Source organism: Nonomuraea sp. NEAU-A123 (assembly GCF_018603905.1).
Taxonomy (GTDB): domain Bacteria; phylum Actinomycetota; class Actinomycetes; order Streptosporangiales; family Streptosporangiaceae; genus Nonomuraea.
In genome coordinates, this window is sequence record NZ_JAHFZZ010000005.1 from 534,393 (window position 1) to 559,564 (window position 25,172).

At 68.1% G+C, this 25,172-nt stretch carries 22 protein-coding genes and 1 pseudogene; 12 read left to right on the plus strand and 11 right to left on the minus strand.

What is annotated here, in order from left to right; all coding sequences use genetic code 11:
- Positions 1-3: 3 nt before the first annotated feature.
- Positions 4-2,868, minus strand: a complete 2,865-nt coding sequence (locus KLK06_RS18255) for a helix-turn-helix transcriptional regulator (protein ID WP_214636664.1) — start codon at positions 2,866-2,868, stop codon at positions 4-6.
- Between the two features lie 390 nt (positions 2,869-3,258).
- Here KLK06_RS18255 and KLK06_RS18260 point away from each other — a divergent pair, with 390 nt between their 5' ends.
- A complete protein-coding gene (locus KLK06_RS18260) occupies positions 3,259-4,533 on the plus strand; it encodes an MFS transporter (RefSeq protein ID WP_214636665.1) in 1,275 nt (424 codons plus the stop codon).
- 9 nt (positions 4,534-4,542) lie between these two features.
- On the opposite strand, the gene KLK06_RS18265 is transcribed toward KLK06_RS18260, so the two are convergent.
- Positions 4,543-4,923 carry a helix-turn-helix domain-containing protein gene (locus tag KLK06_RS18265; protein ID WP_214636666.1) on the minus strand — a complete coding sequence of 127 codons (381 nt, stop codon included), beginning with the start codon at positions 4,921-4,923 and terminating at the stop codon, positions 4,543-4,545.
- 143 nt (positions 4,924-5,066) lie between these two features.
- Here KLK06_RS18265 and KLK06_RS18270 point away from each other — a divergent pair, with 143 nt between their 5' ends.
- Entirely contained in the window at positions 5,067-5,474 is a 408-nt protein-coding gene (locus tag KLK06_RS18270; protein WP_214636667.1) for a RidA family protein, read from the plus strand.
- 125 nt (positions 5,475-5,599) lie between these two features.
- On the opposite strand, the gene KLK06_RS18275 is transcribed toward KLK06_RS18270, so the two are convergent.
- Complete coding sequence (locus tag KLK06_RS18275; RefSeq protein WP_214636668.1) at positions 5,600-6,526, minus strand: NmrA family NAD(P)-binding protein; 927 nt, start codon at positions 6,524-6,526, stop codon at positions 5,600-5,602.
- A 93-nt stretch (positions 6,527-6,619) separates the two neighbouring features.
- On the opposite strand from KLK06_RS18275, the gene KLK06_RS18280 reads away from it, so the two are divergent.
- Positions 6,620-7,183 carry a TetR/AcrR family transcriptional regulator gene (locus KLK06_RS18280; RefSeq protein ID WP_214636669.1) on the plus strand — a complete coding sequence of 188 codons (564 nt, stop codon included), beginning with the start codon at positions 6,620-6,622 and terminating at the stop codon, positions 7,181-7,183.
- Between the two features lie 267 nt (positions 7,184-7,450).
- Positions 7,451-8,467: a hypothetical protein gene (locus KLK06_RS18285; RefSeq protein ID WP_214636670.1), complete on the plus strand. Its 1,017-nt coding sequence runs from the start codon at positions 7,451-7,453 to the stop codon at positions 8,465-8,467.
- A gap of 678 nt (positions 8,468-9,145) precedes the next feature.
- Here the strand turns inward: KLK06_RS18285 and KLK06_RS18290 are convergent.
- Complete coding sequence (locus KLK06_RS18290) at positions 9,146-10,429, minus strand: FAD-dependent monooxygenase (RefSeq protein WP_214636671.1); 1,284 nt, start codon at positions 10,427-10,429, stop codon at positions 9,146-9,148.
- 877 nt (positions 10,430-11,306) lie between these two features.
- Between KLK06_RS18290 and KLK06_RS18295 the strand changes: the two genes are divergently transcribed.
- Together KLK06_RS18295 and KLK06_RS18300 are read left to right on the plus strand one after the other, a co-directional pair.
- Positions 11,307-11,636: a hypothetical protein gene (locus KLK06_RS18295; protein WP_214636672.1), complete on the plus strand. Its 330-nt coding sequence runs from the start codon at positions 11,307-11,309 to the stop codon at positions 11,634-11,636.
- A gap of 764 nt (positions 11,637-12,400) precedes the next feature.
- Positions 12,401-12,757 carry a nuclear transport factor 2 family protein gene (locus KLK06_RS18300; protein ID WP_214636673.1) on the plus strand — a complete coding sequence of 119 codons (357 nt, stop codon included), beginning with the start codon at positions 12,401-12,403 and terminating at the stop codon, positions 12,755-12,757.
- Between the two features lie 472 nt (positions 12,758-13,229).
- Here KLK06_RS18300 and KLK06_RS18305 read toward each other — a convergent pair whose 3' ends face one another.
- The 3 genes and pseudogenes from KLK06_RS18305 to KLK06_RS63085 form a co-directional block, all read right to left on the minus strand.
- Positions 13,230-14,447, minus strand: a complete 1,218-nt coding sequence (locus KLK06_RS18305; protein ID WP_214636674.1) for a hypothetical protein — start codon at positions 14,445-14,447, stop codon at positions 13,230-13,232.
- A 361-nt stretch (positions 14,448-14,808) separates the two neighbouring features.
- The gene (locus KLK06_RS59940) at positions 14,809-15,327 is read right to left on the minus strand and encodes a GDP-mannose 4,6-dehydratase (protein WP_250905561.1); all 519 of its coding nucleotides are present in this window, start codon (positions 15,325-15,327) and stop codon (positions 14,809-14,811) included.
- Between the two features lie 261 nt (positions 15,328-15,588).
- Positions 15,589-16,041 (minus strand): annotated as a pseudogene (locus KLK06_RS63085) (TniQ family protein); the annotation flags it as partial.
- A gap of 171 nt (positions 16,042-16,212) precedes the next feature.
- Here KLK06_RS63085 and KLK06_RS18315 point away from each other — a divergent pair.
- Genes KLK06_RS18315 through KLK06_RS18325 form a run of 3 tightly spaced genes read left to right on the plus strand, consistent with a single transcriptional unit; the run spans position 16,213 to position 18,299 of the window.
- Positions 16,213-16,830, plus strand: a complete 618-nt coding sequence (locus tag KLK06_RS18315) for a TetR/AcrR family transcriptional regulator (protein ID WP_214636675.1) — start codon at positions 16,213-16,215, stop codon at positions 16,828-16,830.
- Entirely contained in the window at positions 16,827-17,018 is a 192-nt protein-coding gene (locus KLK06_RS18320) for a ferredoxin (protein WP_214636676.1), read from the plus strand. Before KLK06_RS18315 ends, KLK06_RS18320 begins: the two co-directional genes overlap by 4 nt.
- 9 nt (positions 17,019-17,027) lie before the next feature.
- The gene (locus KLK06_RS18325) at positions 17,028-18,299 is read left to right on the plus strand and encodes a cytochrome P450 (protein WP_214636677.1); all 1,272 of its coding nucleotides are present in this window, start codon (positions 17,028-17,030) and stop codon (positions 18,297-18,299) included.
- A 90-nt stretch (positions 18,300-18,389) separates the two neighbouring features.
- Here the strand turns inward: KLK06_RS18325 and KLK06_RS18330 are convergent, their stop codons facing one another.
- The 3 genes from KLK06_RS18330 to KLK06_RS18340 form a co-directional block, all read right to left on the minus strand.
- Positions 18,390-18,911, minus strand: a complete 522-nt coding sequence (locus KLK06_RS18330) for a hypothetical protein (RefSeq protein ID WP_214636678.1) — start codon at positions 18,909-18,911, stop codon at positions 18,390-18,392.
- A gap of 212 nt (positions 18,912-19,123) precedes the next feature.
- Positions 19,124-19,783 (minus strand): HNH endonuclease family protein, encoded by a 660-nt coding sequence (locus KLK06_RS18335; protein WP_214636679.1) that lies wholly within the window; start codon positions 19,781-19,783, stop codon positions 19,124-19,126.
- A 43-nt stretch (positions 19,784-19,826) separates the two neighbouring features.
- Positions 19,827-21,107 carry a cytochrome P450 gene (locus tag KLK06_RS18340; protein WP_214636680.1) on the minus strand — a complete coding sequence of 427 codons (1,281 nt, stop codon included), beginning with the start codon at positions 21,105-21,107 and terminating at the stop codon, positions 19,827-19,829.
- Between the two features lie 295 nt (positions 21,108-21,402).
- Here KLK06_RS18340 and KLK06_RS18345 point away from each other — a divergent pair, with 295 nt between their 5' ends.
- Positions 21,403-22,686 carry a vanadium-dependent haloperoxidase gene (locus KLK06_RS18345; RefSeq protein ID WP_214636681.1) on the plus strand — a complete coding sequence of 428 codons (1,284 nt, stop codon included), beginning with the start codon at positions 21,403-21,405 and terminating at the stop codon, positions 22,684-22,686.
- A gap of 94 nt (positions 22,687-22,780) precedes the next feature.
- On the opposite strand, the gene KLK06_RS18350 is transcribed toward KLK06_RS18345, so the two are convergent.
- A complete protein-coding gene (locus KLK06_RS18350; protein ID WP_214636682.1) occupies positions 22,781-23,392 on the minus strand; it encodes a peptide deformylase in 612 nt (203 codons plus the stop codon).
- 267 nt (positions 23,393-23,659) lie between these two features.
- Between KLK06_RS18350 and KLK06_RS63090 the strand changes: the two genes are divergently transcribed.
- Positions 23,660-23,761, plus strand: a complete 102-nt coding sequence (locus KLK06_RS63090; protein WP_374197124.1) for a putative leader peptide — start codon at positions 23,660-23,662, stop codon at positions 23,759-23,761.
- A 92-nt stretch (positions 23,762-23,853) separates the two neighbouring features.
- The gene (locus KLK06_RS18355) at positions 23,854-25,143 is read left to right on the plus strand and encodes a dicarboxylate/amino acid:cation symporter (RefSeq protein ID WP_308168316.1); all 1,290 of its coding nucleotides are present in this window, start codon (positions 23,854-23,856) and stop codon (positions 25,141-25,143) included.
- Positions 25,144-25,172: the final 29 nt, after the last annotated feature.

The window sequence follows — 25,172 nt, forward strand, 5'->3', positions numbered from 1 at the left end:
TCGTCACCAGACGACCGGGAGGTCGCCCCGGCCGGCCATCCGTCTGGCCAGCGCCACCCGGGAGCGCACGTCGAACTTGCTGAAAATGCGGGCCACATGGGTCTCCACCGTCTTCTGGCTGAGATGGAGACGCTCGGCCACCGCCCGGTTGGTCAGCCCCTGACTGACGAGTTCGGCCACCTGGCGTTCGCGCGCGGTCAGCGCCGGCGGGCCGACGGCTTTCCGCGCCGCGTACCGGGGGCCGCGCGCGGCGAGCTGCCGCTCCACCCGAGCCAGTTGACCGGCGAGCCAGTCGGCCCCCGACTCCCGGTAGGCGGCCTTGGCCCAGCCGATCTCGGCGCGGGACGACACCACGTCTCCCATACGGCCGAAGATGGTGGCGAGCAGCTGATGAGCCAGGCCGCGTTCGCCGACGGCGCCGCTCTCGGCGAACCGCTCGGCGGCGATCCGGGCAGCCGCCGCGGCTCCGGCCAGGTCGTCGCGGCCGCACAACGCGCGGGCGCGGGCGTCATAGGCGATCCCGAGACGGTACGCGGGACCGTCGGCGGCGGCGGCGACCGCGGCCGCCGACCGGTAGAGCGCGGTGCCGACGTCGCCCTCGGCGCCGGCCTGGATCGACTGCATAGCCAGCCGCTCCACCTCGGTGTCACGGGTGAGAACCGATGGCGGCGGCGGCGCGCGACCTGGCTCGGCGCGGCCGGCGGCGAGACGGACCCGGGCGGCCGACACCTGCGCCATCGCCTGCCACCAGGCCGAACCGGGAGCGGCCTCGGCGAGCTGGCCGGCGAGCTTCAAGGCGGGACGGGTGCCATGCCGCCACAGCACCGGCAGCAGCATGACGCAGCGGGCCATCGCCAGCGTCTCGCTGCTCTGGATGTACTCCGACGCCGCGGCGGCGTGCCTCGCGGTCTCGATGGCCTCCGCCAGGCGGCCGGCGCGGGCCCGCTGGTGGGCCTGGGCGATGAGCAGGTACGGCATCGCGTAGCTGCCGCCGGACATCGTCGCGAGCTCGACCCCCCGGGCGAGGTGGCGCGCGGCGTCGCCCGGCCGCTGCAGAAAGGTCTCGCCCCAGGAGAGCGGCGCGATGAGTTCCACATGCGGGATCAGGGCGTTGTCCGACGCGCTGTCCATCAGCCATCCGGCTCGCCCGCTGTGCGCCCGCGCCTCGGTGATGTCGCCGTCCTGCAGGCACGCCAGGGCCAGCACGGCGTACGTCGCGGCGCCGAGCGCCGGATCGGCCGTTTCCGACAGGAGCCCGACGGCTTCGAGCGCGTGCCGGCGCGCCTCGCCCGGGTGCGCCCGCAACACCGCCACGGAGGCTCGCTCCAGCAAGAGCTGGGCGCGTAGCCGCCGGTCATGCCCGGCCCGTCCGGTATGCGCGCTCAACAGGGCACGTGCCTCGTCCAACCGGCCGAGCAGCCGCGAGATCACGGAGGAGAAGGCCACCGCCGCCGCGGCCACCTCGAGCGGCAGGTGGATGACCTCGTGAAGGATGCGCCGGCTCTCGGTCAGCGAGCCCATCACGCCGGTGCCCTTGGCCAGGCAGGTGAGCAGGTGGCCGCGGTACGGCACGAGGTCGTCGCGTTCCGGCAGCACCCGCAGGGCGTCGCGGAGCAGCCGCACCGCGGTCGCCGGCGCCGAGTCCAGGTAGGCGATGCCGGCGTCGCCCAGCGTCCGGGCGGCCTGCTCGTCACCGTGCTCGGCGTACCGCTCGGTGTGGTGGGCGAGCAACGCCAGCGATCCGTCGGTGCGGCGCAGGTAGTCGGCGGCCCGGGCATGCGCCGCGACGCGCCAGCCCGGGCCACAGGTGTCGTAGGCGGCGCCGCGTACCAGCGGATGGTGGAAGGCGAACCGCGCGCCCGCCAGCGTGCCGAGACCGTGCCGGCACAGCTCGTCCACGGCGGTGGCGGCGGTCACGGCGTCGAGCTCCGCGACATGGGCGATGACGACGAGCGATGCCAGCTCCCCGGCGACCGCCGCCGCGTGGGCCGCCCGGCGGGCCGTCGGCGTGAGCCGATCCAGCTCCTCGCGCAGCACCGCCAGCAGCGTCTGCTCCAGGGCGAGCGCCGCCCCGGGCCGGCCGTCGGCCAGTTCGGCCAGGGTGTCGTCGTCGGCGTCCAGCAACGCGCGCAGAAACAAGGGGTTGCCGCCGCTGACCCTGTACATCAACCGCCGCCGGCGCGGGTCCGCGTCGGACGGCATGAGCGACGCGACCGCGTTCTCGTCGAGCGGGGCCAGGCTCAGCCGGGCGACGGCATCGCCCACCACCGGCGGGATCATGGTCGACCGGCAGGCGATGGCCAGCAGGAATCCGGCGGCCGGCGGGCGGCGGCGGAGGAACTCGGTCAGTTCCAGCGACGGCCCGTCCGCCCAGTGCAGGTCGTCGAGCGCCAGGACGACGCCGCGGTCGGTGGCCAGATGGGTCAGGAGCGCTCGAATGCCGCGATAGGTGTGATAGCGATCCAAGGTGGTGCTTGTCTCGCCCGCCGACAGCAAGGTACGCAGCGCCGCCTCGGCGAGCTCACCGGGTCCGGTACCGGTGGCCGGAGCGCCGCCGTCCGGTGCGTCGTGCTCGTCGGACAGCCGGGTGAAGGCGTCCACGTACATGCCGAACGGGACGAGACGCTCGAACTCGGTGGCGCTGCCGGCGAGCACGGTCCGCCCGGCCGCGTGCGCCCGCTCGATCAGGTACTTGAGCAGCCGGGTCTTGCCCACTCCTGGCTCACCGTCGATGAGGACCAGCCGGCATTCACCGGCCGCCGCACCGGCGATGGCCTCCTCGATCCGGGCCATCTCACCGGCCCGCCCGACCAGCTCGGACCACGGCTGCCGGACAGATCCCCACGTGGCCGACCTGTCATCGGTCATGGCATCCTCCGGTCCATCCGGCGATCACGCCAGGACCCGTCGCACGGTCAGTCAAGGGTGCGAGTTGATGATCATATAGATTCAAGTCGCTGTCCAGGCGCCTGCTCGGATGCCCCGGCGCGCGAGGGCATGAGCGGTTAATTGCCTTGTCCGTCACGACGGCAAGCGGTTAGGGTCCGTACAGCGAATGATCCTTTTGAGGAGCTGAGATGCCCGGTCAACCGAGCACGCGCTGACGTTCTAGGTCACTCCCGACCTGTCACCGCGTGCTGCACTCCGCGGCACAGCGAACCTTCCCTGCCCAGATCCTTTGGGACGGGCACCGTTCTCAGCGACTCAAGGACACCCTGTGCCGTTCGTTTCTCCTGCCGTGCTCGCGCTGGGCCGTCAATGAAGCCATCCGACCCGCCTCCGTCGAGCCTGTGGCAGGACCGTGACTTCCGCAGGCTCTGGCTGGGCCAGACCGCATCCCAACTCGGAGCTCAGGCCAGCCAGGTCGTCCTGCCGCTCATCGCCGTGGTCGCGCTCAACGCCGACACCCAGCAGGTCGGCATCCTCCGCGCCGTCCAGCAGGCGCCGATCCTGCTGCTCTCGCTCTTCGTCGGCGCCTGGGTGGACCGCCGGCGCTCGCGCGACGTGATGGTGCTGGCCGACTTCGGCCGGGCCTTGGTGCTGGCCGTCGTGCCCGTCGTCCATCTCTTCGGCCTGCTCGACATTCCGCTGCTTGTCCTGGTCGCCTTGCTCGTCGGTGCTCTGAGTGTGTACTTCGACGTGGCCTACCAGGCCTGCCTCGTACGACTGGTGAGACGCGACCGGCTCGCCCAGGGCAACAGCGCGCTGGAAGGCAGCAGGTCCGCCGCACAGATCGCCGGTTCCGCGCTCGGTGGCGCGCTGGTGTCGCTCCTCACCGCGCCGATCACCATCGTGGCGAGCGCGTTGTTCTTCGCCTTGTCCTTTCTGTCGATCCGGCGGATTCGCCGTCCTGAGTCGATGCCCGGCCCCGCCGTACGGCAGGTCCGCGTGTGGCGGCAGATCCACGAGGGCCTGCACCTCATCGTCAGCAACCCCCTCTTGCGTGCTGTGGGGATCGCCTCGGCCCTCTTCCAGTTCTCCTTCGCCGCCCTGATGACCATCTACCTGCTCTTCCTGCCGCGCACGCTGCACCTGCCGGGCGCCGCGGTCGGGCTCGTGCTGGCGGCGATGGGTCCGGGCGCGCTGGTGGGTTCCCTGCTGGCGGCCAGGCTGCCGACGCGATACGGCTACGGCGTCGTGCTGGTGTCCGCCGCGCTGATCGCCGATGGCGTGATGCTCTGCGTCCCCGCGCTACGTGGCTCCTCCGCCGGCACGATCGCCGCGCTCATGGCGGTCAACCTGCTGTTCGGCGTCTTCAGCCAAGTGGTCGACGTCACCATCACGACGGTACGCCAGGCCATCACCCCCATCCCGGTCCAGGGCCGCGTCGTCGCGACGCTCAACTTCGTCGGCATGGGCCTGACCCCGCTCGGTTCCCTGCTCGGCGGCTATCTGGCCGGCGCGCTGGGGCTGCGCACGAGCCTGTTACTGACCGCCGTCACACTGGCACTCTCTCCCCTGTTCATGGCCCGCTCCCCCCTCGCCCGCCTGGGAAGGGACCTCCCCAGTACGGCGGGCGACCCTGACGGCTGACCGCGGAAGTCAGACGTCGAAGCGACTGCGGGCGGCCTCTATGTGACCGAAGTATTGGCGGGTCCAGCCGCACATCCCATCGACCGTCGCTCGCAGAGCCTGGCCCGGCTCAGTGAGGGTGTATTCGACCCGCGGCGGGACGGTGGGGTGCACGGTGCGCTCGACCAGGCCGTTGCGCTCCAGCATGCGCAGGTTCTGGGTGAGCATCTTGTGACTGATGCCCTCGACCTCGCTCCGCAGCTCGGTGAAGCGCAGGGTGCGATCACCGAGACCCTCGACGATCAGGAACGCCCACTTGTTGGCCACGTCCGAGAAGATCTCCCGCGCCAAGGAGTCCGCACGCGCCAGGTCCGCGTCCTCGGGCGAGCCTGTGAACTGCTTGGTCACCATAAGGTTCTCCAGTCACGAAAAAGTGCGTTCTTCCACGTCAGCGGCCAGTCTCTTATAGTTCCTGAGTAACCACAAGAGAGCAAGAGCGTCTTGGCCGGCGCATACGCGAGCCCACAGACGCTCAGAACGAGGAGACAGGCACCATGGCCATCACCTTTCTCAACCCCAGCGGATTGCCCAAGATCGATGTCTACCGGCAGGTGTCGATCGCATCCGGGTCGAAGCTGGTCTTCATCGCCGGACAGGTCGCCTGGGACGCCGAGGGAGTCACGATCGGCGAAGGAGACCTCGCCGCACAGGTCGAGCAGAGCTACCTCAACGTCGGCATCGCCCTGGCCGAGGCCGGCGGCTCCTTCGACGATGTGGCGAAACTGAACTTCTACGTCGTCGACTGGACCCCCGACAAGATGACCCCGCTCCTGGAAGGCATCTCCCGGGCAGCCGCGAAGCTGGGGGTCACCTCGGCCCCGCCGGCCACGCTGATCGGCGTTGCGGCACTGGACGTCCCCGACCACCTGGTCGAGATCGAAGCCACCGCGATCCTCGACTGAACTGATGGCCTTCGAGCTCTCACCAGCAAGTCGAACCGTCAGGTGCGGACGCGTTCCAGGGCATCGGCGTCGATGTAGGCCCTTCACTCGGGTCCGTGTCGGGGTCGCCGTGGAACTGGCCAGTGTCAGGCTGTGGCCGGTAGGTGTTCGTGCGCCCATTCCTCGAAGGTCGTGAGCGGGATGCCGAGGGCCCGCGCGTACTCAGGGCGGGCGGGTTGGCCGACCACGTTGATGAATTCGTGTGAAGTGACGCCCGGCCCTGGCGCTCCCGCTGCGATGGCCTCGTCCATGGTCATGTCGGGCGCGGTCAGCTCGGTTCGCCAAGCGCGGGAGAGGACCTTGGCGATGTCGGTCATCGCCAGGTGGTCGCCGGCCAATTGCAGTTCGACCTCGTGGAACCGCTCCGGTGCGGCGATGGCCGCGGCGGCCGCCGTACCGATGTCGTGGACCGCGACGAGGGCGAGCCGGGTGTCGGGCTTCAGTACGGTCACCAGGCCACCCTTGATGCCGCGGGGCAGCAGGTATGCCACGGACGGGAGGAAGTTCTCCATGAAGAAGCCCGGTTTGATGATCGACCAGTGCGTGAAGCCCGCCGCGCGCACACGGTCCTGGGCGCCGGCCTTGGCGGCGTAGACGGGCTCCATCGATGCCCAGCGGCCTTCGGCCCAGCCGGGGGCCTCGGTGTGCTGCCCCGCGCCGGAGACGGATGTGTGCACGAACTGCGGCACGCCCGCGGCCCGCGCGCCTTCGATCAGGTTGACGGCCTGGGCCAGCTCGCCTACGAAGTCGAAGGCACCGTCCTTCATCGCGGGCATCTGCACCGAGAAGACGGCTCGGGCTCCGTCCGCGGCCCTGATCACGGAGTCGCGGTCGTGGAGGTCGCCGGTGACCAGTTCGGCGCCGAGCGTCTGGAGCGCCCTCGCTCGGTCGGTCGCGGGGTCGCGGACCAGAGCTCGGACGGGAACGCCGGTCGCGAGCAGGGCGCGGGCGGTGGCGCCGCCCTGCTGTCCGGTGGCGCCGGTGACCAGGACGGGTGCGGGATCGGTGGACATGAGGCATCTCCTGAGATTAAACGGCGGACCCCGCCGTTTATGTTTTGGTACGATACGGCGGACCCCGCCACTTAGCAAATGTGAGGTGACGCCATGCCCGTCCAGCGTGCGGACGCCCGGCGCAACTACGCACGCCTGCTCGCCGTGGCCGAGAAGGCGATCGCCGCGCAGGGTGCTGACGCGTCCCTGGAGGAGATCGCCCGCACCGCGGGAGTCGGATCCGCCACCGTGCGCCGGCACTTTCCCAGCCGCCAAGCACTGCTGGAGGCGGTCTTCCGCGAACGGATCGAGACCCTGTGCGCCCACGCCCGCGACCTGACCGGCGGGACCGACAGCCGGGCCGCGCTGCTGGAGTGGCTGAGCGCCGTCACCGCGGACGTCGCCACCATCCGAGGGCTGGCCATCGCACTGACCCGAGAGGCCGGCCCCGACGCGGCGCATGAGCACTGCTGCACGGCCCAGCTCACCGAGGCAGGCGACCCACTGGTGCGTCGCGCCGCGCACGATGGCGCGCTGACACCGGGCGTGACCATCACCGACTTGCTCACCCTGATCACTGGCATCGCCCTGGCCACGGAACACCACCCGGACCCCGCCGCCGAGGCAGGCCGACTACTCGGCCTGGCCACAGCCGGAGTCAGCCCTCATCAGGGGTGAGCGGAAGAGGTACGTACGTCAGCGTCGAGCGGCCGTCGCCCTCGCGACGAAGGCGATCGCATTGCCGATGACCAGGAACTGGTGGGCAGGCACGGGCGCGGATGTTCTTCGGCGATCTATGAGCGGGCTGTCCGGCGTCACTAACGCTTGATGGCGGGGACCAGCCGTCAACCGGTGCGCCAACACTCTTCCAGCTCAGGCTGCCACGTCCGCGGGTCAACATCATCGACTCGCGACAGGCCCGACGATCATCACTATCATTCGACAATGTCATTTCATTACCGGTCCCTTGGCGCGGTAGCGCTCGCAACAGCTGCTTTGCTCACCACACCCTCGATCGCACAGGCGCACGAAGCGCCCACAGTCGCGGAGGATCGAGTCTTACGGGTCTACAACAACAACATCGAGAACCTGGTGAGAAACAACGCCGACGGCACGTGCACCCGAATCTCAGGCCCGGACCACCTCACGTCGATGCTCGTCGACGACAATGGCAAGACGGGCACCTCTGACGTGCAGGCTCCCGATCTCCTGATCGTGCAACAGGTGCGTGGCACTGGACAGGCCACCGCATACGCCGACCAGCTCGGGGCCAAGTTCGGCTATCCGGCGGGCATCTACAAGGCGCTCGTGGCCTGGGATGACCCCGAAGAGTGGGGCAGTTCGCACAACTGTAGCCAGCAGGCGCTCGGCGACCTGAAGAAGAAGCAGACCAACGGGATCATCTACAACACCAGAACGTTGAGCCTCGCGGCGGCCGACATCTCCAAATACTGGAGCGCGGGCTGGTTGAAGCCTGGAACACCGTATAACGGCGGGGCCGGGTGCACGCTGTACAAGCCGCCGGACAACGACGACGCCGCCACCAACGAAGACAAATGGAAGCGCACCAGCGCCCTCGCGGCAAGGTTCACGATCAAAGAAACGGGGACAACCGTCTTCGCCGCGACCATGCATCTCCCGGAACAGAACGGAGGGAACGCCTGCGCGGGCGCGGGCTACACGGGTATCGCCAACTCCGGCATCCACGTCGGCGCGGACGCCACCAGCCTGATGAACGCGTCAACGATCCGTGTGATCGGGATTGACGCGAATCGCGCGAACATCGCCTCCGCAACACTCGGCGGTTTCGGCATGACCGGCTATGGAGCAAAAGCAACCGCCGGGTCCAGGAAGATCGACTACCTCTTCGTCAAGGGCGCCGTGCGGCCGTCGAGCATTGATCACACGGTCGGCAGTACGAAGTCAGACCATCTCGCGCTGTACGGGTTCATCGAGTTCTGAACCCCCACGACGCGCCGTCCGCGAAGCCATCGCGAAGCGGCCCACTGGCCCCGCCCGGTTCCACCGCTGACCGGCACTCACCACCTGGCCCGCGATCAGCGCAGGCTGACGGTGCGTCGCCGCCGGCCAGCCGGGCCCCGTCGCACGGAAACGCGGCATCTCGGGCAGAGATCCACCAGCAGCATCCGATGCGCGGGACAATCCGCAGCCCAGCCCAGCTTCCACCCGACCGGCTACCCTCCCGCCGAAGCCGCTCGGCACTTCGGGCATACCCGGCTGCCGAAGAACTGCACCCACTCACGGCCCTCTGCCCACGATGCCGTACGCCAGTGAACGGACGTCATTGACGCGCGTACATCCAGCCCTAACGCCTCGACCATCGTCCACGGCGTACATCCGTTCCGCAGGGTCATCCGATCAACCCACGACGCGAACGACTCGCCGTACGCCGGTGCCACCACCAACGCCAGCCGCCGGTGTCCGTTCTCATCCATCGTGTCAGGGAGCCATGTCGGCGAGCTGCGCACAGACAACTGCCTTGAGACAAGACGGGCGAGCAATCCAGCTGGGTGGCGTGGCCGCCGAACGGGCGCACCAACGCGCACTACGCGGCATGAGCGGAGGTCGTCCGGCGGTGTCCTACCGAAGCGTGGTCCCTTTCGACACATTATGTGACACCTACGGCTTGGCCGACGAGATCATCGGTAGTCCGGCCGACGCCCCGGAGTCCGGCACCCCTGCGTAGTCGGGCAGCTCGACGCCGTTGATCGCACGCTCGACCAGTTCGGTGAACCATTCGCTGGCGAAATCGGGGCTCGGCTCGGCGTCCGGCCCCGGGACCTCGAGGCTGTGTACGTGCAACCGGCCGATCTCCTGGTTGGCCTCCACGAACGAGCGCATCCGAGCCTCGTAGCCGGCGAACCCGGCCTCCGGGTCCCACCCGGCGGCGGCCAGTTCTCCGGCCAGCAGGTAGGCGCCGACCAGGGCCAGCCCGGTGCCCGCCCCGGACATCGGCGACGCGCTGAACGCCGCGTCCCCGAGCAGCCCCACCCGTCCGCTCGACCAGCGGTCCATCACCACCTGAGCGACCTGGTCCAGATAGAAGTCGGGGGTGTCGTCCACGTGCGCGAGGATGCGCTGGGTCAACCAGCCGAAACCGTCCATCCGCTCGCACAGCAGGCGCTTCTGCGCCGCGACGTCGCGGTAATCGACGTCGAAGTCGGCCGCGGGGAAGGAGAACATGGCCATCGCCCGGGTGGCGTCCGGGATGGGCCGCAGGCCGGCGGACCGTCCGGCCTCCTGATAGTCGATCATCCAGCGGTCCACTCCGAACTCGTTGGGCACGCTGTAGAAGGCCAGCACGAGCCCGAGATGGCGGATGAAGTGCTCGCGCGGCCCGAAGACCATCGCTCGCAACTGCGAGTGCAGCCCGTCGGCCCCGATCACCAGGTCAAAGCGCCGCCGGTCGCCGCCGGCGAAGACCACGTCAACCCCGTCCGCGTCCTGGCTGAGCTCGGCGATCCGGTCACCGAAGACGTACTCGACACCGTCCCGGGTGTCGTCGTAGAGCAATCGGGACAGGTCCCCGCGCAGGATCTCGATGTCCGCGATGAACCCGTCGCCACCGTCGTCGTCGGCACGGAAGGTCTCCAGCACTTGCCCGTCCGCGTCCACGGTGTGCGCGCCGGCGGTGTCGGTGCACGCCGCGCGCACCGCCGCGTCCAGCCCCATGCGCCCGATGACCTCCTTGGCGACCCCGCGCGCGTCCACCGCCTGCCCGCCGGGACGCAGCTCGGGAGCCCGCTCCACCACGGTCACCTCGGCCCCCCGCCGGCGCAACCAGTGGGCCAGCGCGGGTCCCGCGATGCTCGCCCCCGCCACCAACACCCTGGGACCGCTCACCCGCGTCCCCTGCTCGCCAGTCCGGATGGTGTGCTCCTGCTTGGAGTCGTCGACGCTCATCACTGCCTCCATGTGCTTCCTCCCGCGCTGGGACGTTCCCAGCACAGGCCCACCGCTGTCGGTGTGTCAGCCGTATCGACCACGGATCCGCACAAAACTCATCGGCACGCCCGAAATCGCGTCCACGCTTCCGCAAACACCCTGAACTCGGCATGTGCGTGCGACGGGCATGGTCATGATCGCCTCGGCCTCGGCAGACATTGATGAGAAACGCCAACTCCGATGACGCTCACATCAGCCCAGACTGGTGCAAACCAGGCGAACCAGGCCGTCAGCTAGGCCGCCGCCTGAGAATTCGCCAGATCTGCGCGCAACACAGTGAGACGCTGAAGGGACCAGTGAGAACGGACAGCCGGGGCCGAACCTCCTGCCGTACACGCTCCTATTGCCATCTCCGATGGCCCACTGCCAAGTCCACTTCCACCTTGCGTGACGCACTGTCGTCTTCAAGGCCGCCAGACAGACATTGTCTGGACGCAGCGATGATGGCAGTGGGACCTGCTCCTGACCTGGGAACTGTCACTTTGACGGGCGTCGAAATACCGGTGCTCGCGTCATCGAAGTTGGCAGTAGTCGGCCGAAGATCAAGTGTCATTAGCGTGCGTGGGCTGAGGCTATGGCTTCGGGGGCTTCGAAGAGGCCGTCCTGACACTCACCGAGCACGCCGACCTGGGAAACATGTCGCACAGCGTCGTCGCGTGGCGAACGCCGGAATCCATCCCACTGTCCCGACAGAAACCGCGTCTAAGCTGCGCCCCGATCACCTGCTGTGACCTGGGACGAATCCATCGTTTGTCACTATTGGTAGTGGGAATATCACAATCCGGAGTTCGGGTGTGCAAGGTGTGCGCTCCTGACAGGAACGGGAGATTTTGCAATGACCATGCAGGACGAGCAGGAGAAGATCATCCATGGTGACGGTGCGACCCCGAGTGGCCGAGTTCTCGTAGTCCGTACTCCCATGTCGCGGCAGAACGCCTTCGCCTACATCAAGAACTGGCCGGCTTTGCCGATGAATCTCACTGACGAGTGGATTCCGCTGATCATCGCGTCGCCCTCCTTCGTCAACGGGCCGATGTGGTTCTACTCCTACAACGCGAACACCTACAACGGCGCATTTCTCGTGCTGCACCCCACCGGCCTTATCACCGCGCTCCCCGTCAACCTGGACGCCGAGTGCGGGGTTCTCGGGTACCTGGAGGAGTAGCGGTTCCTGCTTGAGGTGCGCGGGCGGCGATGTGGTCGTCCGGGCGGGGACCAAGGGGGCGAACCCCCCGCCCCGACGTGCTGGATGGCCGCCTCATCGGCACCGGCCTCGTCTCCGCCACGCTGACGACATCACGCATCCGAGCTCGATGACTTGGCGTACCACCAGGTCAAGGTGGGAGGCGCACGCCATGATCAACGAGACGGGATAAGAGGCTCGCTACTGATATCCCGATGGCCTGCTGCAAAGTCCACTGACAACTCGCGTGCCGTATGACGTCTGCCAGTGCCTCGGACAAGTGGTGTCTGGACGCGGCGAAGATGGCAGCGAGCCCTGCCCTCGACCTGGGCACTGTCAGTTCGATGGATATCGAAGTACCAGCGGCTGCGTCATCGAAGTTGGCAGTGCCCGGTCGAAGATCAAGTGCCATCGGTGAACGCTTGTGACCGCTCGCGTGAGTTGTCACCGGCTGGTTAGCGTGAGCTTGGCAGGAAGGGTGTTCAACCCTCGACAGTTGTCACTCCTTGCTCGAGCTATCTGTCACCAGGTGCAGTTTGCAAGCCTTGTTGTCACCTTCGGGATGCACGGTTAGGAGGGCGAGCGGGCTTGGTGCGGCATTCGAGCGGCCCGGTCTGCCCGGCAAAGCGGTACAACTCCAGCGACTGACAGCGATCTGCCGCATGACCATAGAATTTTGATCGTTCGGCGCGGAGGACGCCGACAAGGCGGAGAAACGAGGCGGGATGAGGCCACAAGCCGAGGCGATGCGTGACATCGAGCGGCAGCGCCTGCGTTCACTGGTCACGGGAGACATGGAAGCCGCGGACGTCCTGCACGCGGATGACTATCAGCTGATCACTCCGCGCGGCATTGCTCTGTCGAAGGCGGAGTACCTGGGCGAAATCGCTTCGGGACAACTTCGCTACCAGGTGTTCGAGGCTGTCTCGGACATCGTCGTACGCAGCAGCGACCAGATGGCCATCCTGCGGTACCGCGCACGGATCGACGTTTCCGCGGATCACGGAGACCTGCTGTCCCTTACCTGCTGGCATACCGATTGCTATGAGCTGCGCGAGGGACGCTGGCAGGCCGTGTGGTCTCAGGCCACCACAGCGGACTGATCTCTTCAGGCTTCCCTCTGAGTCCAGTGGCGAAGTCGGTCCGAGGAGACGGGCCGGTCGAAAGAGCGGGACCGCGCCTCTGACCGACTTCACCAAGCGGAGCGCCCGGTGAGTTGACCTTGGTGACAGAAACGGCTTGCAGGTGACAAGTATCGCGAGTGGTCAAAACGCCCAGACCTCGCCGCTTCTCACCCTCCGCCCACGGACCGGTGTTAGCGGTCATCAGAAAGCCCCGGCGGCCGGACTCGTCTCCCGAGGGCCGACTCCCGTACCGGGATAGGTCCGATGCGCTCGTCGGCGCGGCCTGGCTCCGCGTCGCGAGGTCCGGGGAGACCGTGCTCGATGCCGTGGGCCGACGAAGGAGGCCCTGCGGCGCCGATCGCCCCCAGCCCGCCACAGCGCGGTAGCGGCAGGGCGTCCGGCGCAGCGGTCAGCTCGCGCACATCACCCACTCCATCGCAAGGAGGAAGGTTCAGCCGGTGACCCGGGCCAGGAACTGGCCCTTGGCGTGCTCGTCGGTCTCCCGGGTGCCGTAGCCGGTGGCCCACAGGTCGCCGCCCGGTACAGCGCCGAGCTGCTTGATCCGGTAGTCGTCGAGCAGCGGCGGTTTCGGTGCCTGCTGCCAGGCGGTGCCGTTCCAGCGCAGCAGCACACCGACGCTGCGCGCGGTGTCGTCGTCCTGCCCGCTGCCTCCGGCCCACACCTCGGTGCCTTTCCAGGCCAGCGAGGTGATGGAGGATCCGTACCAGCCGGTGGTCGCCGGGGTCGGCGTCACCGTCCACTCGCTACCGTTCCAACGCATGGCGAACGCCTCGCGCTTCTTGACCGAAAAGCCGTTGGCCTCGTAGGTGGTCCGCTGACCGGCCGCCCACACCTCGCCGGGCCGCGCGGCCACCGCGTCCAGGGTGGTCTCGACCAGCGCTTCCTTCGGCGGATCCGGCAGCCGGGACCAGGTATGGCCGTCCCAATGCAGCACCAGGGTGTGCGCGTCGGCGCTCGGCCCGTAGCGGTTGGTGGTGCCGACCGCCCAGACGTCGTCCGGCGCCAGAGCATGCACCGCGCTCAGGTCGGTGTTGCCCGCGAACGGCGGGAGGCTCATCTTCTGCCAGGCGGTGCCGTCCCAGCGGATCACGCCCGCCGTGGAAACCTCACCGCTCGACTGGTCGGACCTGCCGACCGCGAAGGCGGTGCCGCCCACCGCGGCGACATCATCAAGGTAGAAAGGGTTGTTCTGTTCGGTCGGGTACGGAGTGAGGGTCCAGGCCATACCGTTCCAGTGGTAGGCGATGGTCGAACCGGTGGCCCACACGTCGTTCTCCGCGGCGGCCGACACCGAGGTCAGCGCGCCCCGGCAGGTGATATCCGGCCGGTCGTTCACCCATTTCTGACCGTTCCAGCGGAACAGGTCGGGGCAGACCACACCCGGCGGCGGGTACGGCCAGCCCTCCATCCGCACCTGCCCCACAGCCCAAGCTTGGGTGCCGCTCAGCGCGGCGACATCGTTGAGTTCCTTGAGTTGCTTCTCGGATTCGGTGTACCCGTAGGGAAAGGACAGGTGGTCCCAGACCGGCGCAAGTGTCGCGCCCGCCGGGGCCGCGGTCGCCAGGCTCGTGGTCGCCAGGCCCGCGGTGAGCGCGACCGCGCCGAGAATTCTGCTGGATGTCAGGGATAATATTTTTCGCTTGGTCACGAACGCTTTCGTACCATCGCCGGTCAGCCGCGCACACGGCCTAGGGAATGCATAGGGGCCCTGGAAGAATCATAGGGGGCCCTAGGGGTGCCCCACTGGCGCGCCCATTATCGATAGGTGTACGCGTAAGGTGGTCGGCTGGTCCGTCGCCGACCATATGCGAGGAGAATTCGTCACGGAAGACGGCCATCGAGCGCCAGTGTCCCGATATTGGCCAGACGATCATTCATTCTGACCCAATAACGTTTTCTCGCTGAATTTCAGCTGACCTGCCGGTGTTCGAAATGGACGAGAACGAGCGCGGCGCGGACCGGATCGCTGACTCTGCTGGGGGCTGAGCGTTCCTGACGTATTGGCGGGGTCAGCAGTGGCGGTCCGCCAATGGTTCCCACCACAAGCGGTTGTCGCGGTACCACACTTTCTCCGCCAGGCCGGTGGTGAAGTCCTTGCCTGGCATGTAGCCCAGCTCGGCGGTGATCTTGCTGTGGTCCAGTGAGTACCGGGTGTCGTGGGCCTTGCGGTCCTCCACGTACGTGACCATGTTCCAGTCGCGTCCGCACGCCTCCAGCAGCAGCCCGGTCAGCTCCTTGTTGGTCTGCTCCCGCCCGCCGCCGATGTGGTAGACCTCGCCCGGCCGCCCGCCGAGCCGCACCAGTTCGATGCCCGCCACGTGGATGTCGATGTGCAGCCCGTCGCGTATGTTGCCGCCCGTCCCGTACAGGGGCACGGGGAGCCCGTCCGGGAGGTTCGTGATGAAAAGTGGGATGATTTTCTCGGGGTAATGGTGGTGCCCGTAGTTGTTGGAACAGCGGGTCACCCGCACGTCAAGCCCATGCGTACGGTGGAAGGACAGCGCCAGCAGGTCGGCGGCGGCCTCCATGTTCCGACGCCAGCCACCGCATGGCGATCGTAGGGCCGCGATCAGTGCAGGGCGGCGGCGCATCGCAACCTCCAACATCAGGTGTTGCCGCTCGGCGAGCTCGTTGCTCGCCGCCATCGTTCTGATCTTCGCGATCGGCTGATCACAGACAGTCCCGCTCAGGATTGCGCCACATCGCAACACCTCGGGTAACTGTGTGCGTGACAGGCCACGTGGCCGGCTGACACGGCACTGTGGGCAGTGATCCACGAGCAGCATCCGATGGATGGGGCAGACTGCGGCCCAGCCCAGCTTCCACCACATCTGCCATGCTCCCCCTGAAGTGACCAGGCACTTCGGACATGCCCGGCTGCCGAAGAACTGCACCCAGGCACGAGCTTCTGCACGGCGGACGGACTCTTTGTCTCCTGCGCGGACGCCTGCCAGGTCCAAGGCCGAGCCGTTGAACACCTCCAGGTGCATAGCGCGCACCATCTCGGCACCCACTCCAGTGGCAGCCTTGATCGCCTCACGGAGCTCCAGGGGCGCAACTATGCCGTACGCCAGCGTGCGGACATCCCCAGATACCGCCCGCATGTCGAGTCCCAGCGACTCAACGATCGTCCACGGTGGGCATCCGTTCCGAACCGCCAACCGATCTACCCAGGACGCGAACGACTCGCCGGGCGCAGGAGCGGTCACCAGCGCCAACCGCCGTAGCGGGAGCATCACCATCCCGGTTGAGCCTCCTGCCGTACACGCGCCTACTGACGTCCCCGATGGCCTACTGCCAAGTCCGCTGACATCTCCTGTCCCGTGCTGACATCTGCAAGCGCGTCAGACAGACATCCAGACAGCGTCTGCCGGGCCGTTGACGAATCAAATGAATGGTCTTTTAATTCATTCATGGGGCGTATAGCTGGCGTCACCGCCGCTGAGACGCGGGTACGGCTGCTGCAAGCCGCCGCCGAGGTGTTCGCCGAACGCGGGTACGAAGGTACGCGCGTAGCCGACATCGCCGCGGCCGCGGGAGTGAGCAACGGCGCGTTGTATGCGCACTTCGGCTCGAAGGCCGAGCTGATGGTGGCCGCGCTGCGCGCGCACGGGCCTCGTTTGATGGCGGATCTGTTCGCCGCCGATCCCGACCGGTCGATCGCGGAGTTGCTCGTCGTCGTCGGACGTCGGCTGCCTCGCCGTCGCGAGGCCTGCGGTTATCTCATCGTCGAGGCGTTGGTCGCGGCCCGCCGTGACGAGGAGGTCGCCCGGCCGATGCGGGACTACGTAGGCGAGCGCGCTGACTGGCTCGCGGGGCTCGTGGGCGTCGGCGAGAGTAGCGGCGAGCTCGACCCGGCGCTGTCGCCCGACGCGCTCGCCCACTTCTGCCTCCTGATCGCGATGGGCAGCGCGCTCATCAGCCCGGATCTGCACGCGGTGAACGACGAGGAGTGGACCGCGTTGCTCACCCGTGTCGTCGCTGCTCTCGCGCCCACCGAGAGCACAGCACGAAGGGGAGCACCACAGTGAAAGTGCGGATCAGCTCCGAGCGATGCCAGGGGCACGGTCGCTGCTACGACCTCGCCCCCGACCTGTTCGGCGAGGACGACGAGGGCTACGGGCAGGTCGTCGGCGAAGGCGTCGTGCCGCCGGACAAGGAGCGCGCGGCGGGCCTGGCGGTGTCCAACTGTCCCGAACGAGCGATCGAGATCCTCTAGGAGGCTCGCATGACCGTCGACGACCGCTTCGGCCAGGACTACCGGGAGACGCTGGAAGAGCGGTCCCACGGTGCCCGCAACGAGATCATCACCGGCCCGGTCTCGGACTGGGCGACCGACTTCTCCCACGCTGAGCCTGAATGGGCGGCCGACCCGTACCCCATCCAGGACGAGCTGCGCGAGCGCTGCCCGATCGCGCACACCGAGCGGTTCGGCGGCGGGTGGCTGCCGACCCGCTACGAGGACGTCGCGGCCATCGCCTACGACACCGAGCACTTCTCGTCCCGGGCGATCATCATGAGCAACTTCCGGCCGCCCCCCGAGATGGCGCCCGTGGGGGCTTCGCCGCCGATCTCCTCAGATCCGCCCTTCCACCACCACGCGCGCAAGTTGCTGCTGCCGGCGTTCACCAAGTCCGCGGTCGCCAAGCGGGAGGCGGCCACCAGGGCGTTCTGCCACACGCTGATCGACGAGCTGGAGGGGCAGGACGTCGTCGACGCCGCCCGTGACTATGCCCAGCACATTCCGATGCGGGTCATCGCTGAGATGCTCGGCTTTCCGCCCGAGGACGGGGCGCGTTTCCGGGTGTTCATCGAGAACGCGCTCGAAGGGGTCAATCTGCCGCCGGAGGAACGGCTCGCTCGGGCGCAGAAATTGTTCGACTACCTGCTCACGCAGATCCGCGACCACATCGACCACCCGCGTGACGACCTCACCACCTATCTGATCAACGCCGAGCTCGGTGGCCACAAGCTGGATCCGTCCCACGTGGCGGGCACGATGGCGCTGCTGCTCATCGCCGGCATCGACACGACGTGGAGCGCGATCGGCGCGTCGCTGTGGCACCTGGCCAAGACCCCCGCAGACCGGGCGCGCCTGGTCGCCGAGCCTGAACTGCTGCCGACCGCGATGGAGGAGTTCCTCCGGGCCTACGCCCCGGTCACGATGGCGCGGCTGGTCAAGGAGGACATGCATTGGCGCGGTGGCGACATGAAGGCCGACGACTGGATCCTGCTGTCGTTCCCGGCGGCCAATCGCGATCCCGCGCAGTTCGAACGGGCGGGTGAAGTCGTCATCGACCGTGAGGTGAACCGGCACGTCGCCTTCGGGCTGGGCATCCACCGCTGCGTGGGCTCGCATCTGGCGCGCATGGAGCTGCGGGTCGCCCTCGAGGTCTGGCTGGCGCGGATCCCGGACTTCAGCCTGGCCGACCCGGCGGCCGTGACCTGGGCCGCGGGCCAGGTCCGCGGACCGCGTACCCTCCCGATCCGCATCGGCTGACCGCAGCCGGGTGGCTTGCGTCTCCGCCTGGAAGTCTCCCGGCAAACAGGCCCCGCTCCCCAACGGGAACGGGGCCTGGATCGAGAATGCTCAGCTCGAGTGCCAGGTGACCTTGAAGTTGCCGGTCGCGTTATTGGCCTGTGAGCTGGGAGTGCCAGCAGGGAAATTGACCGTGTCGACCACGGTCGTGCTGTTGTCGGCCAGCTGGTTGGGCTGGAGCTGGACCTGTGCCCCGGCCGTGGTGCCGAGCTGCTGAGAGGTCACCTTGTTGCGCAGGAGGACCTGGGTCGCCTGCGCGATCACGGGCGCTCCGGCCGCGGCTCTGGTGACCCGCACCTTGTACGTGGCCTCCAGCGGGCTCCCCGACGGCTGGAAAGTCGTCGTGAAGTTCCGGGCGAACAGCGCGTTCTCCGGCACCGTGACCGGCACCCGCGCGTCCACCTTGCAATCGATCCGGGGAGTGACCAGATCGACCACGCACAAGGTCAGCTTGACCTCGACATCCGAGGTGGCCGCCTGGGCGGGGCCGGCTGGGCCGGCGAGGATGGCTCCGGTGGCGATCGCGGCGGCGCCGAGGCCCAGCAGTCGCCGGCGAGCTGTCGTGTTACGCATAACTGTTTTCCTTCGGGTTCTTGGGCGCGGCCCTTCCGCGGCCCTTTCACCCTTGAAGAATGCATTGGCGGCAACGCTTTCACCGCGTAAAGCGACGGATATAAGACGTGAACAAGTGCCTGGACATTTTGCGGGCTTAATTAGATACATTGGGAGCATGTGATGTCAGTCACTTTTTTCTGGTCCGCGCTTTCGCCGTGCCGGTTGAACCGTCATCGACAGGTGCGGAGCATGTTGAGCAAGCTCACCTTCTCCTTCCGCGTCACGAAGAGCCGGTAGTGATGCTTCACGGTGATCCAAGAGGTGGCATACCGGCACCAATAGCCGCGGCGCGGCGGACGCCAGCTCTGCGGCCCCTGGCCGCCCTTGGCGATGTTGACGGAATGGCTGACCACAACCAGTTCGGGGCGGGTGAGGTCGTTGGCGAAGGCGCGCCGCCGCGCCTGGCTCCATTTGCTGGCGCCTGAGCGCCAGGCGTACGACAGTGGTACGACATGGTCGACGTCGACCTGCTTTTCGCTCTTCAGCCGTTTGCCGTCGTACGGGCTGTACCAGACGCCCTTGACCGGTTGGCAGGCCGCGTTCCTGCGTACGTGTCGCCCGTCGCGGGCCAGGACCACTTCTCGGGTGCCGCACCTGCCCCTGTGGTGCGCCCATCGGGGCTGGAAGCGCCGGTGGCTGTAGCCGCGGATCGACAGGGGCTTGGCGACTTTCAGCCGGGCCAGCATGCTGTGGGCAGTCACCGCCTCGGCATCGGCCTGTGGTCGCTTGCCGGCGTCGGCGGAGGCCCTCGGGGGAGCGGTGACAGCGGCGATCGGGACGGTCAGAAGGGTGAGTGCGGCGACTTGGACCGTCCGCCTCAAGAAGATCATGGTTCCAGCCATACCAGTCACTCCCCGCCGACGGCGGTGATATTCAAAGTCCGAACGGGACTGAACGGAACTCGGCGCGCAGGCCCGCCGGTGCCAGGCGCCCGCAGAACGCGGGTTCCGCGGCGACCGCGTTCGGCGCGTGCAGGTGAAAGCGCTGGGCGATCCGGGATGTGGCGAGGGTGAGCTGGCGCATCGCCACCGCGGCGCCGAGGCAGTAGCGAGAGCCGGAGCCGAACGGCAGGTACGTGCCTGGCGCCGGCCGCGCCGTCTCCCATCGAGCCGGGTCGAACACGTCCGGCTGAGACCACCAGCGAGGGTCGCGGTGGATCAGGTACGGGGTGCACAGCACCTCGTCTCCCGGCCGTAACCGCCACTCGCCGAGCGTGACGGCGGTGCACGCGACCCGCGTCATCATCCAGGCCGGAGGAGACAGCCGGAGGGTCTCCTTGACCACGGCCTCGGCCAGCGGAAGCCGCGCGTACGGCTCGGTCCCGGCCGGTGGGCCGGCCTCGGCCGCGAGGTCGGAGGCCAGGCGCGGGCGGATCGCGAGTTCGCGGACGATGGAGGTCAACGCCGCGGCGGGAATGCCGTGCCCGCCGACCAGGACGCTCCACAACGTGGAGGTCACCGACTTGTCGGTCATCGCCGGATGCGCGCTGAGCAGTACGTCGAGCAGGTCGCGGTGTGGTCGCCGGGTGGGCTCGGCGCGTCTGGCGGAGACCAGCCGGGTCAGCGTCTCCACCGTGCGGCGGTGGACACGGACGAATCGACGGTTGCGTGGCGACGGAACCCACGCGGGGAGCTGGTAGTCGGCGTCCTCGAACGGCAGCAGCGCCGCGTGGTTGGCCGCGAGCAACTCGGGGATGCCCGCCGCGTCCTCGCCGAGGCAGAGTTCGGCCACGGCCTGCCCGGCGAAGTCGAGCATCACCGGCAGCACGTCGACGTCCCGGCCCGCCGTCCGGTCGAGCACGGCGTCCAGAATCGCGACGATCCGGCCGTCCAGGCCCGAGGCCGCGGCATCGCCGAGGGCGGGGCGCACCACGCGGCGCGCCCGCATCCACGGGCCGATCATCTCGCCGGCCGCGTGCAGCGCCGACGAGCCGGCGAACGGCGCCAGTTCCGTGACGTAGTCGTGGTTGGTGGCGGTCAGAACCTGGTGGGTGAGCCGCGGGTCGATGGTGAAGACGACCCGGTCGTCGAAGGAGAACACGTCGCCGTAGTCACGATGGTGGCGGCGTAGAAAAGAGATGCGGTCCTTGTCGTACTCGAGGACGTTACCCAGCAGCCAGTGGCCGCGAGGCCCTGGTGGGCGTGCTGTGTCCAACTGGCGGGGGGCTTTTATTTGCCGTGGTGGTAGGGCCAGTAGATGTATCGGCCGCTGACTCGAACCTTGCCGACAAGGCGGGCAGCCACATGACGCAGCAGTCGCACGACTTTCTCACCGTCCTCACTGATCGAACCGGATATCGTGACTATGAATCGCGTTTTTCGCCCGGTCAATGCCCAGATGGCCGCGCTCGGTTCTTGTATCGGCGGGGGCTGTTTTCGGCTACGTCGTTATCGACCTTTCGACCGCTCGGCCACTGTAGCGGCCGCGGCCGACATAGTAGTTTGCTTCAGTGCTGAAATCATGCCTACGACGCAAGGTCGTTTGGTTAGCCGTCGCCCTGGTCATCGCCGCCGGGTCGCCGGTCGGACTCGGCCCGTCATTCGCGTACGCCGCGGATTCCCGCATCCCCGCCAATGCCGTCATTGTCTGGGACAGCAACGCCCAGACAGCGATCTGGGACATCGCCGGTCAGCAGCCGCAAGTCCAGGCGCGCAGCTTCGCGATGGTGCACGGAGCCATTTACGACGCGGTGAACGCGATCGCCGGCACTCCCTACCAGCCCTACCTGATCGCACCGGCCGCCAACGGCGCCGAGTCGACGAACGCGGCCGTCGCGACCGCGGCCTTCCGCGTGCTGGACGCGCTGTTCCCGGCTCAGCGGGAGAGGTTGACGGCGCAGTACGACGAGTCGCTGGCCGCGATTCCCGATGGCGCCGCGAAGCGGCGCGGGATCACCGTGGGCACGCAGGCGGCCGATGCGATGATCGCCGCGCGGGAGAACGACGGGGCGTTCGGCAGCCAGACCTGGACCGTCGGCACCCAGCCCGGTCAGTGGCGGCCCACGCCTCCCGCCTTCGCCTCCGACGGAGCATGGGTCGGTCACGTCAAACCGTTCCTCCTCCCCAGCGCGTCCATGTTCCGCACGTCCGGCCCGCCATCGCTCACCAGCCGCCGGTACGCCCGGGACTTCAACGAGGTCAAGACGGTCGGCTCGGCAACCAGCACACTCAGAACGGCCGACCAGACGCAAGCCGCGATCTGGTGGCATGACCGGCATCTGGTCGAATGGGAGATCAAGCGCCAGCTTGCGACGACGCAGCGACTGAACCCGCTCCAGACGGCGCGGATGTTCGCGATGGTGGATCTGGCCGAAGCCGATGCCACGATCGCCTGCTTCAACGAGAAGGCGGCGTGGAGCTTCTGGCGGCCGGTCACCGCGATCCAACTGGCCGACACCGACGGTAACCCGGATACGGTGGCCGACCCCGGTTGGCTGCCGTTGCTCGTTACGCCGCCGCACCCCGACTTCACGTCCGGACACGCCTGTTTCACCGCCGCGAGCATGTCGGCGTTGGCGTACTTCTTCGGCCGGGACGACATCTCCTTCAGCGGATACAGCGCCGACTCGGGCACCACCCGGCACTTCGGCGGCTTCTCGCAGGCGCTCGCCGAGGTCGTCAACGCCCGCGTCTGGGGCGGCATCCATACCCGCACGGCCGACGTCCAGGGCGCGAAGATCGGCGGTCAGGTCACCGCCTACATGGTCGGGCATTACTTCCGCCCGAAGAGGTAACGATCCAGGACCCGCCCGGAGACGCCCCGTTTCGGCGTCACCGGGCGGTGCGTGCTCGTGGTGTGCGCCGCCGGCGGATTCGCCACCCAGGCCGTCAGCCCGGGGAGCGCTCGGCCTGCGCCGGAGTCCAGAAGCGCTCGTAGTTGCCGACGGTCGACAGCGAGCGCGGCTCGGCCCGATCGAGGTACAGGACGCCGTTCAGGTGGTCGGTCTCGTGCTGGGCGATCCGCGCCGGCCATCCGGACAGCTCTACGTCGTACGCGCGCCCGCCACCGTCGAGGGCCGACAGCCGGACCCGCGCGTGGCGGGGGACGACGGCGGTGAGCCCTTCGACGCTCAGACACCCCTCGTAGTACGCGTGGTACCGGGGCTCCAGGGGAGTGACGACGGGGTTGACGAGTTCCAGCGGCGGCTGGGGCACGCGCTCCCGCGCCGCGGCGATCTCCGGCGGCACGTCGGCGGGGTCCTCGATGACGGCCAGTGCCAGCGGGATGCCGATCTGCGGCGCGGCGAGCCCTACCCCGACGCCCGGCAGGTGCCGGAACATCGCATCGAGCAGCTCGCGCAGCAGGCCGTCGGAGAGCTGGCCGTCGTACGGCTCGGTCGTGCGGCGTAGCACGGGGTCGCCGACCTGGGTGATGGACCAGGGCCGGGGCGCCGCCAACAGGGCGTGCACGCGCTCGGTCAGTTCCTCGCCGCCGCTCACCGGGTGCGTCCCGCTGCGCCTGCGCGCAGGCCGTCGCCGGTGGCGTACTGGTGTTCCATCCGCAAAGGGTCCTTTCGGTCAGTAGTCGCTCAGCAGACCGTAGAGCACGAGCGTGCCGAAGCGCAGCGCCCGCGTGCCGTCCTCCGGGGCCGCCGCACCGTCGGCTACCCAGGTCACAGCCCTCGGCCGCAATGACCCCCACTCCCGATCGGAAACATCGAAATTTGTGAAGTAGATCACTCTAATGATCGGAATGCTGCACCATTCATGCGACTTACACACCTTGTGAGGTTCTCTGTCCTGTCGGTGTGGCTTGTTGAGCGGCTGCACATCGATCTCTGCCGTGTGACCGGCTCCCTCTGTCGCTGATCGCGCTCTGACGTAGCGCTCGATCCCGACCCCTTATCACCCCCTTTTCGCATGCCCTCTCAGGCATGCCGTTTTTCGGAGCCTTCCTCATCGTGAAGAGATTCTCTTTCTCCCTGCAGTTGCTGCTGGGCCTGGTCGTGGGAGTGGCCCTCGGCTTCGCCGCCCGCGTCTGGGACCTCGCCTGGCTGGCCACCACCCTGACCCAAGTCGGATCAACCTTCGTCCAGTTGCTCAAGCTGGCAGTGCCGCCGCTGGTGTTCACCGCCGTGGTGGTCAGCGTCGCCAACCTCCGCAACGTCAACGGCGCGGCCCGGCTGGCGGGCAAGACGCTGTTCTGGTTCCTGGCCACCGGGTTGATCGCCGTCATCGTCGGCATCGGCCTCGGCCTGATCATCAACCCCGGTCAGGGCGTCACCCTGAGCACGGCGGGCGCGAAGGCGCCCGAGCACGTCGGATCGTGGGTCGACTTCATCACCGGCATCATCCCGACGAACATCGTCACGGCCTTCACCGAGCTCAACGTCCTCCAGATCGTCTTCCTGGGGATCGTCCTCGGCGCGGCGGCCATCGCGATCGGCGAGAAGGCCGAGCCGTTCCTCACCTTCAGCCGCTCGATCCTCGAACTGGTCCAGAAGGCGCTGTGGTGGGTCATCCGCCTGGCGCCCATCGGGACCGCCGGCCTGATCGGCAAGTCGGTCGCCACGTACGGATGGGACCTGCTCGCGCCGCTGGCCAAGTTCGGCCTCGGCGTCTACGTCGGCTGCTTCATCGTCCTGCTGGTCGTCTACCCGACGCTGCTCTCGCTGGTCGGCAAGGTCAACCCGATCACGTTCTTCCGCAACGCATGGCCCGCGATCGAGCTGGCCTTCGTCTCGCGCTCCTCGGTCGGCACGCTGCCGCTGACGCAGAAGGTCACGATCGAGCGTCTGGGCGTCGACCGCGACTACGCCTCCTTCGCCGTGCCGTTCGGTGCGACCACCAAGATGGACGGCTGCGCCTCGATCTACCCGGCGCTGGCGGCGATCTTCGTGGCGCAGGTGTTCAACGTCCCGCTGGGCGTCGGCGAGTACCTGCTCATCGCGTTCGTCTCCGTCGTCGGCTCGGCCGCGACGGCCGGTCTGACCGGTGCGATCGTCATGCTCACGCTGACGCTGAGCACGCTGGGCCTGCCGCTGGAGGGCGTCGGCCTGCTGCTGGCCATCGACCCGATCCTCGACATGATCCGCACCGCGACCAACGTCGCGGGACAGATCGTGGTGCCGGTCCTCGTGGCCCGCGGCGAGGGCCGGATCGACGAGGCGGTGCTCAACGCTCCGCCGCAGCCGCTCGACGAGGCTCCGGCGAGCGCGCCGCGCCGCTCCGGCGAACCGGCGATCGCCTGACCAGCGGACGGGGCGGCCCGCGTAAGGGC